Source organism: Bacteroidota bacterium (assembly GCA_018266755.1).
Classification (GTDB): domain Bacteria; phylum Bacteroidota; class Ignavibacteria; order Palsa-1295; family Palsa-1295; genus JAFDZW01.
The window spans coordinates 1,697,976-1,711,949 of sequence record JAFDZW010000005.1; the positions used below are offsets into that span (position 1 = coordinate 1,697,976).

11 protein-coding genes are annotated in these 13,974 nt (G+C 56.8%); 6 read left to right on the forward strand and 5 right to left on the reverse strand.

Annotation, left to right across the window (positions count from 1 at the left end):
* Positions 1–16 precede the first annotated feature (16 nt).
* On the forward strand, positions 17–2,269 hold the full coding sequence (locus tag JSS75_11890) for a TonB-dependent receptor (GenBank protein ID MBS1904398.1): 2,253 nt from the start codon (positions 17–19) through the stop codon (positions 2,267–2,269).
* Positions 2,270–2,317: 48 nt separating this feature from the next.
* Here JSS75_11890 and JSS75_11895 read toward each other — a convergent pair whose 3' ends face one another.
* From JSS75_11895 to JSS75_11915, 5 genes are all read right to left on the reverse strand, one after another.
* On the reverse strand, positions 2,318–2,842 hold the full coding sequence (locus JSS75_11895) for an FKBP-type peptidyl-prolyl cis-trans isomerase (protein MBS1904399.1): 525 nt from the start codon (positions 2,840–2,842) through the stop codon (positions 2,318–2,320).
* A 48-nt stretch (positions 2,843–2,890) separates the two neighbouring features.
* Positions 2,891–3,985, reverse strand: a complete 1,095-nt coding sequence (gene rsgA, locus JSS75_11900; protein MBS1904400.1) for a ribosome small subunit-dependent GTPase A — start codon at positions 3,983–3,985, stop codon at positions 2,891–2,893.
* 125 nt (positions 3,986–4,110) lie between these two features.
* On the reverse strand, positions 4,111–6,150 hold the full coding sequence (locus JSS75_11905) for a DUF4331 family protein (protein MBS1904401.1): 2,040 nt from the start codon (positions 6,148–6,150) through the stop codon (positions 4,111–4,113).
* 235 nt (positions 6,151–6,385) lie between these two features.
* Positions 6,386–7,003, reverse strand: a complete 618-nt coding sequence (locus JSS75_11910; GenBank protein MBS1904402.1) for a cupin domain-containing protein — start codon at positions 7,001–7,003, stop codon at positions 6,386–6,388.
* 78 nt (positions 7,004–7,081) lie between these two features.
* On the reverse strand, positions 7,082–7,651 hold the full coding sequence (locus JSS75_11915) for a sigma-70 family RNA polymerase sigma factor (GenBank protein MBS1904403.1): 570 nt from the start codon (positions 7,649–7,651) through the stop codon (positions 7,082–7,084).
* Between the two features lie 128 nt (positions 7,652–7,779).
* On the opposite strand from JSS75_11915, the gene crtI (JSS75_11920) reads away from it, so the two are divergent.
* The 5 genes from crtI (JSS75_11920) to JSS75_11940 are packed head-to-tail and all read left to right on the forward strand — an operon-like array spanning position 7,780 to position 13,951.
* The gene (gene crtI / locus JSS75_11920; protein MBS1904404.1) at positions 7,780–9,270 is read left to right on the forward strand and encodes a phytoene desaturase; all 1,491 of its coding nucleotides are present in this window, start codon (positions 7,780–7,782) and stop codon (positions 9,268–9,270) included.
* Complete coding sequence (locus JSS75_11925; protein ID MBS1904405.1) at positions 9,267–10,607, forward strand: aldehyde dehydrogenase family protein; 1,341 nt, start codon at positions 9,267–9,269, stop codon at positions 10,605–10,607. Before crtI (JSS75_11920) ends, JSS75_11925 begins: the two co-directional genes overlap by 4 nt.
* Position 10,608: 1 nt before the next feature.
* The gene (crtI, locus tag JSS75_11930; GenBank protein MBS1904406.1) at positions 10,609–12,108 is read left to right on the forward strand and encodes a phytoene desaturase; all 1,500 of its coding nucleotides are present in this window, start codon (positions 10,609–10,611) and stop codon (positions 12,106–12,108) included.
* Positions 12,108–12,851, forward strand: coding sequence for a hypothetical protein (locus JSS75_11935; GenBank protein ID MBS1904407.1), 744 nt, complete (start codon positions 12,108–12,110; stop codon positions 12,849–12,851). Before crtI (JSS75_11930) ends, JSS75_11935 begins: the two co-directional genes overlap by 1 nt.
* The gene (locus JSS75_11940) at positions 12,746–13,951 is read left to right on the forward strand and encodes a glycosyltransferase (GenBank protein MBS1904408.1); all 1,206 of its coding nucleotides are present in this window, start codon (positions 12,746–12,748) and stop codon (positions 13,949–13,951) included. The genes JSS75_11935 and JSS75_11940 overlap by 106 nt, the downstream gene beginning before the upstream one ends.
* Positions 13,952–13,974: the final 23 nt, after the last annotated feature.

Consider the following 13,974-nt stretch of genomic DNA (forward strand, 5'->3'; position numbering starts at 1 on the left):
GCGTTTTTTGCACTCTATGCGTCCACAGTGTATCGTACCCGTTGTTCTCCTCTTGAATGTCATCGCGATTGCGTGGTGCGATCGTGCATCTGCTCAGGCAGATACTACCCAGGTTCGCACATCCGTTCTTCGTGGAAGCGTTCGTGTTGCCAAGACACTTGCACCCGTCATCGGAGCACGGATCTCCGTGACCGGCACTACGCTCGGCGCCGTCGCGAAAGCAGACGGGTCGTACCGCATCAGTAATATACCGGTCGGACACTATATTCTGAAGGTCACTGCGCTCGGGTTCGACCCGGCAATAGTGGAGGCGGTGGTCGGGTCGGGTCACCAATCGGTAGTGGATATCGAAATGACCGAGTCTGCCATCAAGGGAGATACCATCACCGTTCAAGGCTCGCGCGAGTTTCAGGCGATCAACTCCGCCGCAGTAGTGAGTGTCACCCCGTTCAGCATTCAGGATGTGAATCGTTACGCAGCGGCGTTCCAAGACCCATCGCGCATGGCGAACAACTTTGCGGGCGTACTTGGCCGTGGCACGACGAATAACTACATCGTCGTTCGCGGCGGTTCGCCGATGGAGCTACTCTGGCGGCTCGATGGCATCGACATTCTCAACCCGAATCACCTCGGCAAGAACGGTTCGACCGGCGGACTGGTGAGCGCGATCAACTCCAACATGCTCGGCAACAGCGATTTTCTGACCGGTGCATTCCCTGCACAGTATGGGACGAAGATGTCCGCCGTGTTCGATCTGCGTACCCGTGACGGAAATACTGAGCGATATGAAGGCCTTGCAGAGATCAGCTTCAACGGGCTCGAAGGGATGGCCGAAGGTCCGGTGCCGGGATTGAACGGCAGTTCGTTCGTGATCGGATATCGTCACTCAACGCTCGACGTCCTCCATCAACTCGGCATCCTCGACTACAACACACTGCCAAACTTCGACGACGCGATGGCAAAGGTGCGGTTGCGAGTGAGCGACAACGATCTGATTAATCTCACCGGTTTGTGGGGCAAAGCATCGATCGACGCAAGAAACACATCCAACGAAGAGATCGGCAAAGGCTCGGGCGTGCTTGCCTACGGACTCGACTGGCAACATCTGTTCTCTTCGTCGCTCGTCGCGCATCTTCTCGTGAATCACTCCGGCAATACATTCGATGAGGGCATTTCGGGAAGCACGGAATCTGTATCGATCGGGCTCAACACTGCTCGATTTACTCTGCTCTACCTGCCAACACCATCGTTCAATGTCGAATGCGGTGCAGCATACCAGCCGTTCATGACAACGATTCCGAGTCTCAGCTACCCATATAACGGCGACACGACGATCAACACGACATTCGCCCAGGGGTACGTCACGGCAAGCTGGCATCCGATCGCGCCGATCGCGCTGAACGCAGGGATGTTCTGGCAGTACATCGACTACGACACGAGTTCATCGTTCGAGCCACGCGCTTCGATCTCGTGGTCACCATCCGAAGAGCACTCGTTCGCACTTGCGTATGGTATCCATCGCCAACCCCAGCCGCTGCAATTCACACAAGCAGAGCACATCGTTGCGGGTTATACATTTCGTCCGGAATCGGATCTACTGTTCAAGGCCGAAGCGTATGTCAAGAACTACTCGCACGTTCCGGTGCATGCTTCGGTGCTCGACGACTACTCATTTCTCAACGAAGGGTTTGCATCGCGCATCGATTACACCGACCTAATGAGCACCGGCACCGGCAAGACCTACGGAGCTGAGTTCACGTTCATGAAGCACTATAACGACGGCTACTATATCACAGCCACTGCGTCGTACGTACGGCAACAGTTCAGAGGATCGGATGGCATTCTACACTGGGGCGCATTCGATAATCGCTATATCATGAACCTCGTCGGAGGATACGATTTTCATCTCGGTGCCTCGACGACGCTCACGCTAAGCGAGAAATTCACTGTCGCCGGAGGCGGTGCATACACGCCGTTCGTGATGGATCCGAACGATAGCGCACGGTTTGGCATGCTCGATGAAGCACATGCGTATTCGCTCCACAATCCGGCGTACGTTCGGTTGGATGTCAATGCCGAGTTTCACTTCAACTGGGCGGCATCGTCACTGACGATCTATGCCTCGGTTCTGAATGCGCTGAATATCAATAACGTGATGTATCGATACTTCAAGACCACCTATGACGAGCTCGGGAATCGTCATGGCGAGGAGGTATATGACTACGATCTGCCGATCGTCCCGGTCGTCGGCCTTCGGTACGAATTTTAGGACCAAAAACAGAACCGGGCGCTTTAGCGCCCGGTCATACTCACAACGTTACTGTCCTTCTACGCCGAGCAGTTCGACATCGAAGATGAGTGTCGAGTTCGGCGGGATATCCGCGCCCATGCCTTGCTCGCCGTATCCAAGGTTCGACGGCACGATCAGGCGACGCTTACCGCCGACCTTCATCGACAGCATACCCTCATCCCATCCTTTGATCACGCGACCGACGCCGATCGCAGTCTTGAACGGCTCTTTGTGCTTGGCCGACGGTCCGGTATTCGCATCGAAGATCTTGCCGTCGGTCAATTGACCGATGTAATTGACAGTGATCGTCTGGCCGACCTTTGGCTGCGCGCCCGTGCCGACCTTCTTGTCGATGTACATCAAGCCGCTCGGCGTGATGGTTGTGTCGCCGTGCTTGACGTCTTCTTTCGGCGCTGCTGCGGCAGCCGCAGCAGCCTGCTGTGCGGCTTGTTCCATGATCTTCGGATCGCCCGTGATCGGTGCGATGGTGGACGGGCCCTTTCCGATGTTCGGGTCGGATTTTTCACAACCGACCATCAACGTCAGAGCCATCAAAGCGAGTGTTAGGTTCTTCATAAAATTGGGTCTAAAATCGAAGGATTACATACCGCCAACCCGGGCTTTCCGTTCCCGTTCGGCATCTTCCCATAATGCAGCGTAGCTGTTCATCCGCCACTCGGGGATCAGGCCTTCGTCTACTGCTTCGCTCACTGCACAACCTGGTTCGTGAATATGCATGCAGTTAGTCATCTTGCATTTATCGGCAAACGCAGCGAACTCGACAAAGTGAAAGCGAATGCTGTCCGGTTCAAGCTCGAAATGGAAGAACTCCTTCACCCCCGGCGTATCGACGATATATGTATGTTCTTCGGGCAGCGGGATCATCGTCGCATTGGTAGTCGTATGGACACCACGAGCTGCTTTCTTCATAAGGCGGCGCGTCCGTGCAATCTCGGTACCGACGAGTGCATTGACAAGCGACGACTTTCCAACGCCTGACTTTCCGGCGAATACGACCGTCTTCCCCGAGATTGCGGTGCGCAGTCTTTCAACTCCGTCGAGTGTCGTTGCCGAAGTCAGAACATGGTCATATCCAAGGATCTTGTAGTACTCGAGGCACATCTCTACAAACTCACCGCGTTCGGGATCCATCTCGTCGGCTTTGTTGACGACGAGCAACACACCGAGTTCTCCTTCGAGCGCTGCAACTATATAGCGATCTATAATACCGGGTCGAAACGGAGGGTCGCTGGCGCTCGAGACTACAGCAACCAGATCGATATTTGCAGCAATCACCTGCTCGAAACTGTCGCGACGCTTATGCGCACGACGCGAGAGTTTCGTTCTTCTCGGCAGCACCTCGCGAATCACCAACACATCGGAGCCGTCGTCTTCGATCAGGACAGCATCGCCGACCGCAACGAGCGATGCGTTCGGATTTCCGGAAACCGTCCCCTTGATCGAACGGACACGAACCTGCACACCGTCTTCACGCTCGGCAATAAAATACGCGCCTTCGGTCCGTAATATCTTTGCGTGAGCAAACAGTTCGCTCGAAGCGGGAGCAACTTCTTTTACGACGTGCCTCTCGCGATGACGCATCTCTTTCTTGCGCTCTCGGTCGGAGTGCGCACGGCGAATACGCTGGCTTCCGGGCCGCTCGTCTTCCTCGAGTTCGGGTCTTGGTACTGGCATGCGATATGAATAACGACAATGAGGCCCCCATCGTGCGGGGTTCATTTACTCGGCGTCGTGTTCAGTACCACACGCAAAAGGGCGAGGTTACTTACCCCGCCCTTCACATTATGTGTACTCTACCCTCAACGTGTAAGGATCACCTTCAGCGTCTGTTCGCGATTCCCATCGACAACGAGGCCGACGTAATACGTCCCTGCCGAAAGCTCCGGCTTGGGCGACCACTGGATCGCATAATCACCGCCGCCTTGATAACCCGAGCGTATCGTCTCGACCGTCGTACCCCGGCCATCGAAGACAACGATCTCTACGTTGCCGCCATTCGTTACGTGGTACTTCAGCATCGTACTTGCCGAAACGGGATTCGGATAATTTGGCACCGTAAAGAAGTTGTTCGGAGCATGAATGCCGATGGTCGTCGGGACATCCTTCCCTTTTACACTCGACGTCCGCAGGCCGTCGCTTCCACGGTGAGGCGCGGCGACGAACGGGAAGCCGGATTGGAATTCGACGTCGTTCTTGCTCACGCCGGCATTCCACTGGAGCTTTGCAAGCAGCTCGGGCGTCACCGGACTCGGACTCGTACCCGGCTGGTAGTCATCGGTCCAGAGACCGATCGCATTGAGTACAAGACCACCGACGGCCTGCATCTCGATTCGAGTGACGTCGTCTTCCAGACGACGCCCGTTCGGGAAGCCATCCATGTTCGGAATCGCTTGCAGCGTCGCGTCCGAATTGAATCGCGAATCGGTCAAGCCAAGTACTGCCGCAGCGATCAATCCTTCGGAGCTGAAATCAGGGCTATTTCGTGGTGTCACCGGCACAGCCATGTTCAGACGAAGCATATCCCCGAGTGTCGGCAGAAAGTTATTGATAAACGGTTTTCCCGCTGCAAGCGGATTGCCGTTCTTTCCGGTAGCAAGCTGATACGGTTTCAGATTCGGCGCGCCGGTATAGAAGATCGGCAGAATATCTACCGATCGCGGATTACCCTTCTGCAGGAGTATCTTGCCGAACAGGCTCGAATCGAGTGCAGTACCTGCCCCGCCGTTCGTCGCAAGCAACGGATAGAGACCGTCTTTTCCATTGCGAAAATCGAACGCCCCGAGCGATGCGCTATCGACGCGCAGATCGAGAAGCGTCCCGACGGCGGCTGCATACGGACCGTTGCCCGTATAGAGCGTTAACTCCGGATTTGCAAAGTAACCCGCGAATTGCACATCGTTGCCACCGTATGGCGTGAGCGCATTCCATTTATCCTTCTCGCCGACCGGAATGATTGCTTCGTTGGTCAGTGGCATTCCGAGACGCGAGACCTGCACAAAATCGCTCGAGTACGTCGGCTTACTACCATCCGACGACAGCGTTGTCACCTTCGGGCGCGATGCAGATGCCCAAACACCGATCACAAAATCCGGATCGAGGATATTCACTGCCTGATCGACCGACTTATGATCTTTCTGTAGTGACGCGATCGGAATTTTCAGCGCAATCGTATGGCAGTTGAATCCTGCGAGCGCATCGACTTTCCCATCCTTACGGAAATTCCCAAGATCGAAAATGCCCGCGAGATCGACGAAGAACGGATCGTCAACCGGGCCGCAGAATACGGTCTCTCCAGACGATGCGGTCGCGATCGCGCTCTGCATGATCGATTGGTATGACTGTCCGAGTCCAACGCCCGGCGCATCGATCGAGCGAGGCCCGATGTTGTTCGGCGGGACGATACCGTTTGCGATAACCGTCATCCATGTCGCGCCGCCATCGGTGCTTTTCTGGCAGGTGTAGGTCGTCTTCAGGTTCTGTTTGCCAAGTCGAATATTGAAGAACGTGCTCGGATCTTCGTTCGTCTGGGTGAACATGAACCGGTACGTGATATTATCGCCGGTGGCCGAGGCATTGTTGACGATATGAATCTCATAGCGAATATTCTCTCCGAACGTGAAGTAGTTCGGTCCGCCTTCCGGCAGTTCGAAGGGAATGTAGTTCGCAATGATCGTAATCGTCGACGGATCGTCCGGCGAGCGAAATGCGTAGAGATCGGTATTATCCGCAAGCGGATCGTTACTGATCAGCGGAGCCTCTCGGTGGCTCGATGCCAATGCCGTACTTGCTGCAATCAGTATCGCAAGCAATGCGGCAACGAATGTGTAACGGTTTTTCATCGTACTCAAGTAATTGTGTTGAATTGATCGTCTTGTTGTGGGCATTGGTTGTATCTGCTATACAGGCGATCGCAGGCGTTGGATGTTCTCCGAGGTCGAGAATCATATCATTCGACCGATCATCACAATTACCAAAGGTAAAAAGTCGAAGGCAGCGCCGCACTGAGCAACGGCTACTTACACAGAAGGCGACCATCGAGGCCGCCTTCACTCTGACACTTCTATCAATACAGTATTACGATTTCGATCCGTCGCGATCCGTCTTCGGCATGATCTCATACGGCACCGGGATCTTCAATAATAGTTCGCAGCCGCCTTCGCTATGAAGCGGATACGGCTCTTCACCGGCAAGACCCGCGACAAAGTCGCCGGCGTGCATGTGCACGTTATCGGCCCAAAAATCTCCGGAAAGTACCAGACACTCTTCGGTCGCAACCCGCACGTGCGGAGGAAATGTCGCGCCCGGCGCAAAGCGAGCTTTCATCATTGCGCGACCGTCTTCGTCGACATATATGATTTGAATCTCGATCCCCGGAACGATCGTCTGGATCCATTCGGCATCGGCGGCATTAAGATGATACTCGTCAACGAGATACTTCGCACGATCGGAGATCGCATCCGACACGTGTTCGAGAATCATACTCCGAATTCGTTTGCGAGGTGCCGGTGCATGCTTGCCAAGAGTGTCGAACAGGCCGGTGAGCGCTTCGGAACCGGCCGCGAGTTCGGCAGCCAGAGCCGGATCGGAAGATACCTGACGTTCGAACGACACCTCTTCATCCGGCGTCATTTCGCCGGCGAGGTAGCGCTGCACAAGCGCATCGCGATGATATAGTTCGTCGTTCGTTGCCATCGTTACCATTCCTTCGTCACTTCATTCCCATACAACACATACAAGAATCGCATCCGAACGGATGTTGGATTATGTAGACTATTCTCTGATGAACGCGAGCGATTCGCGAAGGGCCAGTAAGCCGTTCCGAATCCGTGTCTTTACCGTCCCGAGCGGCATACCGAGCATCTCTGCAATTTCCGAGTGCGAGTAGCCTTGCAGAAACGCCAAATCCAACAGCGACGATTGCTCCTTCGGGAGCTTCGCCATCGCGTTTGAAAGCAACGCACGCTCTTCGCCGGCGGTAGTTTCCTCGAAGAGATCGGAAGACCGCAATTCGGGTGCCACTAACTCGGAATCCGCCTCCGGCAGCGCAATTTCGGATTGCTTCATGCGGCTGCGCTTTGAGCGAATCAGGTTGATCGCCCGATTGTGGGCAATTCGGACCAACCATGCTTTCGGGACTCCGAGCTCGGGTTTATATGATGATGCCTTCCGCCAAACTTGCACAAATACTTCCTGCAAAATGTCTTCCGCATCGTCGGTATCGCGAAGCATCCGCAGTAACGCACCATAGACCATCCGCGAATAGCGGTCGTAGAACTCGGCAAGCGCCGCGCTGTCTTCAGCGGCGATGGCGGCGAGCAGTTCTTGATCGGTCTTCCACATCAATTGCAAAGATACGGCGAATGCCCGGTGGGGTTACCCGGCAGCGGGGAGAACCGCAATCAATCCGAACGCCGGGCTGCCGACGTATTTCCGAGAAACAGTTATATACAGATATGCATGAGGGTGGCATGGTATCGTCTCGCGTCGCAGTGATCGGCGCGGGCCCGGGAGGGCTTGCGGCAGCGCTATTGCTGGCAGCGCAGGGCTACGAGGTCGAGATCTTCGAGGCTCGCTCCGAGATCGGCGGCCGCAACGGGCGCTTGAAGCTCGGCGAGTACTCGTTCGACATCGGGCCAACGTTCTTTCTGATGCCGCACCTGCTCGAAGAGGTCTTTACCCGAGCCGGGCTGCTCATGAGCGATTACCTGACGCTCAAGCGACTCGATCCGATGTATCAGCTGGTCTTCCCTGACGGTACCCGGTTCGCACCGCGCGATTCGTTCGAGAACATGCACAAAGCACTCGGCGAACTCTCGCCCGACGATGCGAATGCCTTCCCGCGATACTATGACTACATGGACCGCAAGCTCAATGCCATCCTCCCCATCCTTGCAAGGCCGTATATGCGTTACAGCGACCTCGTCTCGGTGGACTTGCTGAAGGCCACGCCGTATCTGCGACCGGAACGGTCGCTCGCCGGTGAGCTGAAGTCGTTCTTCAAAGACGAGCGGACACAGCTCTCGTTCGGGTTTCAGGCGAAGTATCTTGGGATGTCGCCCTATAAGTGTCCGTCACTTTTTTCCATTCTAAATTTCATCGAGCAGAAGTATGGCGTGTGGCATCCTGTCGGCGGGTTGAATCAGATCCCAAAAGCCCTTGCGCAGGCCGCCACGGACCTCGGCGCGAAGGTGCATCTGGACTCGCCGGTGACGAAGCTCAATATCTCGGGTCGCAGCATCGAGAGCATCGAAGTCGGTGGCACGAAGCGTTCCTTCGATCACTATGTCGTCAATGCCGATCTCATGGACTTCCTCACCAAGACGACCACCGAGGCCGATCGCAAGCGCTACAGCGACAAGCGCATCCGCGAGATGAAGTATAGTTGCTCGACCTTCATGATGTATCTGGGCATCGACACGACGGTCGATCTGCCACATCATACCGTCCTCTTCTCAAACGATTACAAGCGGTATCTCTCGCAGATCAGTGACAACGGTGAACTACCCGATGACCCGTCACTCTACATCTGCAATGCGAGCATCACCGATCCGACGCTGGCACCGAAGGGGAAGTCGGCGATCTATGTGCTCTCGCCCGTTTCGAACTTGCAGATCGGCACGACAGATTGGCACAGCGAGCAGCAACGATATCGGCAGATGCTTTTGCGAACGATCCGCGAACGCTTAGGCATCGACCTTGCGGCGCATATCGAAGAGGAGCGAATCATCGACCCGCTGGCGTGGCGCGACGAGTTCAATGTGATGAACGGCGCGGTCTTCAGTATCGCGCATACGCTCGATCAATTACTGATCTGGCGGCCGCGCAACAAGTTTGAAGAGTACGACAACATGTATCTCGTCGGCGGCTCGACGCATCCGGGTTCTGGGCTGCCGACGATCTTCCAGTCCGCTCGCATCGCGACTGATCTGATCACATCGCAACAAGTGGCGACCGTATGACGGCAGCGTCCCGGCGGAGGGCTCTTCGATCACTTCGTCGTGAACTGCGTCGGCGCAAGGCGGACGTACTTCGCACCCTTGCACGTGAGACGGGCCGCAGCGAGCTTGAGTGCTTCACGACGGAGTTCGTCCCGTCCGTTGCAGCACTTGGATGGCTTTCGCGAAACGGAGAGCAGATCCATCGTCGCACCGCCAAACTAAGCGGCTTGCCCTTTCGCTTCGGCATGCGTCGCGTGTATGAAACGCGGATGCCGCTGGGGAGTGTGCTCGTGATCGGCACGTGGAATTATCCGCTGCAGATTGCGTGGCGGCAGATCGTCTGGGCGCTCTTCGCCGGTGATCGAGTGCTCTTCAAGCCGTCGCCGTACGCAGAAGGCAGCGCAACGTTGATAGCAGAGATCGTTGCAACCGCCCCGGAGTGGGCCGGGCAGTTCTCGCTGCTACCAAGCGACCCGGCGCAAAGCGAACGAGTGTGGGATGAGATCGATGGCGTGATCTTCACGGGCTCAACAGCAACGGCTCAAACGATTGCGCAGAAAGCAGCCGAGCGACACATCACTGCCATCATCGAGGCATCAGGCAACGATAGCATCATCGTCGGATCACGAGGCTATACGATGCGCGAAGTGGAGCATATCGTGTGGGCGCTGACGACACACAGCGGCGAGACGTGCGTCGCGCCGAAGTTGATTTGGCTGCCGCGAGCGCAGTACAACGATCAGCTTCAATTACTTGATGCCGCACTATCCGACTACGTCGCAACCGAGCGTTGGAAAGGATACACGACACCGAACATACCGAAGGCGATCGCAACGTACAAGCAGACTGCCCTCTCGCTCGGTGCAACGATACGCACCGAAGTGCAAGGCCAGTTGCTCGTCGTCGAACTACGCAGTGCAGCAGATGCAGCAACACTGACTGAGGCCTGTCTTGCCTCTGACGGAATCCCGTTCGCGCCGGTACTGGCCTGCGTCCCGTATGACGATCTTGCCGAACCTCTTGAATGGTCGAACGGACCGTTCGCGGGGCTAGGGACGACAACGTTCGCCATGACGTCGAGCGAACGCCGCCAGTGCGAACATATGTGCGGCACATCGTTCGTCTCGCACTCAGAAGCCGTCGTCGCCGCAGGCATTCCGGCCATCGCAATGGGCGGCAGAGGGGCGAGCGGGATAGGGCGTAGCGGAGGCCTCGAGTTGCTGTTGCAACTCACCCGCAGCCGAACAATAGTCTCGCCCGGGCTCGGGGCTTCGCTCGCACTACCGAGGTGGGCGATCTTCAACGGTAAGGATGCCATCGGGCATCGGTTCTTGCAACGAATGATGAGGAAATACTGACATGAAGCAAACAAAGACTGCAGTCGTCGTAGGATCCGGTGCCGGGGGCCTCGCCAGCGCTCTGTTACTCCAATCGCGTGGGTGGCGGGTAACGATGCTTGAACGCAACGAGCGTCCGGGTGGGAAGCTTGGCGTGCACGAAGAAGGCGGCTTCAAGTTCGATACCGGTCCGACCATTCTCACGCTTCCCGGGATATTGCATGTGTTGTTCCGAGAAAGCGGCGCGAAGCTCGAAGACTATCTCACGCTCGTGGAGCTCGACCCGCAGTGGCGCTGCTTCTTCGAAGACGGCACCATGTTCGAGCTACATGGCAATGAAGATGCACAGCTTGAAGCAGTGCGTGCCATCGCGCCGAATGATGTGGATGCCTTCCGCGACCTTCTCCACACCGGCGATGAGCTCTACGATCTCAGTCGCGAGAATTTCTTCTTCCGCAATGTCGGAAGTGTCGGTGACATCATGGGTGCACGTTCGTTCGACCTTTCGTCGCTGCAATTGGTCAAGCGGTTGAGGCCATGGCAATCGTATGCAGGTTTGCTGCATTCGAAGCTCAAAGACCGGCATATCATCCAGACACTCGAGCATTTGGTCCAGTATGTGGGCAGCTCACCGTTCAAAGCGCCGGCCATCTTCGGCCTGATGCTGCACGTGCAGCTTCGCAAGGGTTGCTGGTATCCGATGGGCGGGATGAACGCCATCGCTCGTGCGATCTCGAAACGGTTCGTCGAACTCGGCGGTGAGATCGTCACGAACGCCGAGATCGCGGACGTGGTCCGCTCGAACGGCACGATGAAAGAGGTCATCACCACTTCCGGCGAACGCTACGCGGCTGATCACTTCGTGTTCAACGCCGATCTGAACACCCTGCGTACGCAGATCCTGAAGGAAACACCGCTCGAGCGGCCGCAGGCCTGTAGCGGTGTCGTCATCTTTGCGGGTGTTCGCACTCCGATCGAGCACCTTGCACACCACAACTTCCTCTTCAGCGAACACAGCGAGCACGAGTTCGAGGCCATCTACGACCGCGGCACACTCCCGCCAGACCCGACCGTCTACATTTGTGATGCGTCGAAGTCAGATCCTGACGTTGCTCCCAGCGGACAAGAGAGTATCTACTTCCTGATCCATGTCCCATCTCTCAACGGCCGAACCGATTGGAAGCAGGACATCGGACCGTTCGTCGATAAGATATACGCAAAGACCGAGCGCCTGGTGCGTCAGCAATTCCGAGGCGATATCGCGGTCGAGAAGATCATGACGCCCGAATACATCCGTGACCGGTTCAACACATACAACGGCAATATCTACGGTTTCGCCTCGCACGGCAAGTTCACCGGAGGCTTCAAACATCGCAACACATACCCGGGTCTGAATAATGTTCTGCTCGCCGGTGGAACGGTCAACCCGGGTGCTGGTGTGCCGATGTCGCTGATGGCGGGTCTGATCGCCGCCGGGGAGCTCACCGGCGACCTCAAACGATTCCAAGCAACGCCGATCTGATGCCGATCCGTCGAAATACACTCATCGCCAACGGCTTCCTTCGTTCTGCCGAACGGTCGTTCGACCGGAAGTTCGACGGCGTTGGGCTGCTCAACGCTTCGGTATCCACTCTTGAGGAATTGCACACGATACCAAAGGCCATCATCTATGGCACCCACTCGAGCTGGTGGGATGTGATGATCGCAGCGTTCCTCGCGCGTCGTACGGGGCTCGAGCTCTTCGCGCCGATGGATGCCGAGCAACTAAAGAAGTATTGGGTGCTGAAGTATGCTGGGATGTTCGCCGCCAGCCCGGAGAAGGCGCTCAGTTTCGTGCGATCGGTCAAGGAAGTGTTCGACCGACCGGGCCGCAGCGCCCTGTTCATTACCCCGCAGGCGCAGTTCGCCTGCAATCGTGAGGAGCAGCCGGAGTTCCGACGCGGCCTCAGCACAGCCATCGCCGCTGCACCGAGTGTTCCGGTGTTCGCCGTCACCGCACAGTATGAGTTCTGGAGCGAGTCACGTCCCGTGGCCCTCCTTGGCATTCGCCGCGTCAGCACCGACGTCGAACCGCTCAACGACCATTTGAAAATGGCGCTCAATGCGCAAACCAAGTTAGTACTTTCGGTTGCATCACGTCGCGACGAGCGTGAATGGCAATGGCTGCAACGCTCGGCGCCGCGAACGACGGCAGTGCAGGACGCAACCAACGTTGTTCGCTCACTCGCCACCGGCGAGAAGTTTCATGCCGGACACGCGAGATGATGATTGCTGCCATCATCATTGGCGTCGTGCAGGTCGTCCTACTTGCACAGGCCGTCAGAAATCGGAAGCTCTTTGCTCTCTTGCGACACGTGGAGCAACGTTCAGCCGGAGCGAGCATCTCGGTCTGCCTGCCCATGCGAGATGAAGAAGCCAATGCCGAGCGCATACTTGCCTCTATCACCAGCGAGCTTGACTGCATCGCGGAGGTCATCGTTCTCGACGATGGCTCGACGGACCGGACTCCCGAGATCCTTCGAGCGTTCCAAGTTCGATACCCCGGCCGAGTCCGAATCGTGAACGGCAAAACAAAACCCAGTGATTGGCGCGCCAAGGTCTGGGCAATGCAGCAGCTCTGCGAGGTAGCGACGGGAGATACACTCGTGTTCATCGATGCCGACGTGCATCTCGCACCGGGGGCTCTTGATTCCGTACTTGGTGCTGCACGACAAGAAGAATCCGACTTCTTTTCGATCTTTCCACGACAGATCACGACGCGTTCCACCGATCTGCTCGTCGACCACCTCTTTACTACCCTGCTGCATCTGTTGCCGATGCAGTTCGTTTCCGAAGCCGCCTATCCGAGTGCGGTTGCGGGATGCGGGCAACTACAGGTCATCACCAGATCGGCGCTCAGTCGGATCGGAGGCTACGCCTCACTCCGCGAGAGCCTGCACGACGGACTGCATTCAGCCCGCCTCGTCAAGCGTAGCGGCGACAGGGTTGGCTTTGCCTACGGTGCTGACCTTGTATCGTGCGAGATGTACCCGTCATTTCGCGAAGCGTGGCGCGGCTTTACGCGCAATGCGTTTCAGGCAAGCGTCAACGCTCCGGCACTCGTCTTGACATCGGCCATCATGCTCGGCGCCTTCGTCGCAGGACCGCTGCTCCTGCTCTGCGGCAGCCCCGCAGCCATTATCGCGCTGTCCCCGACCGTTGTGCTCTACCTGCATTATGTGTTCATCGCCCGTACTTTTGACTTGCGGCCGGACTTCGTCCTTCGCCTCCCACTATCCGTGGTACTATCGACCGCCGTGCAGTGGTGGAGCTTTATCAAGGACAAGCTCGGCATCCGAACGACCTGGCGCGGACGGGCCGCATAGGCGGCATTGAGGCGGATCGGTCC

What these genes read in the sequence shown, in the direction of transcription:
- JSS75_11890 (MBS1904398.1), top strand. Translation starts at nt 17, where the DNA reads ATGCGTCCACAGTGTATCGTACCCGTTGTTCTCCTCTTGAATGTCATC.
- JSS75_11895 (MBS1904399.1), bottom strand. Translation starts at nt 2,842, where the DNA reads ATGGCTCTGACGTTGATGGTCGGTTGTGAAAAATCCGACCCGAACATC.
- rsgA (MBS1904400.1), bottom strand. Translation starts at nt 3,985, where the DNA reads ATGCCAGTACCAAGACCCGAACTCGAGGAAGACGAGCGGCCCGGAAGC.
- JSS75_11905 (MBS1904401.1), bottom strand. Translation starts at nt 6,150, where the DNA reads ATGAAAAACCGTTACACATTCGTTGCCGCATTGCTTGCGATACTGATT.
- JSS75_11910 (MBS1904402.1), bottom strand. Translation starts at nt 7,003, where the DNA reads ATGGCAACGAACGACGAACTATATCATCGCGATGCGCTTGTGCAGCGC.
- JSS75_11915 (MBS1904403.1), bottom strand. Translation starts at nt 7,651, where the DNA reads ATGTGGAAGACCGATCAAGAACTGCTCGCCGCCATCGCCGCTGAAGAC.
- crtI (MBS1904404.1), top strand. Translation starts at nt 7,780, where the DNA reads ATGGTATCGTCTCGCGTCGCAGTGATCGGCGCGGGCCCGGGAGGGCTT.
- JSS75_11925 (MBS1904405.1), top strand. Translation starts at nt 9,267, where the DNA reads ATGACGGCAGCGTCCCGGCGGAGGGCTCTTCGATCACTTCGTCGTGAA.
- crtI (MBS1904406.1), top strand. Translation starts at nt 10,609, where the DNA reads ATGAAGCAAACAAAGACTGCAGTCGTCGTAGGATCCGGTGCCGGGGGC.
- JSS75_11935 (MBS1904407.1), top strand. Translation starts at nt 12,108, where the DNA reads ATGCCGATCCGTCGAAATACACTCATCGCCAACGGCTTCCTTCGTTCT.
- JSS75_11940 (MBS1904408.1), top strand. Translation starts at nt 12,746, where the DNA reads ATGGCTGCAACGCTCGGCGCCGCGAACGACGGCAGTGCAGGACGCAAC.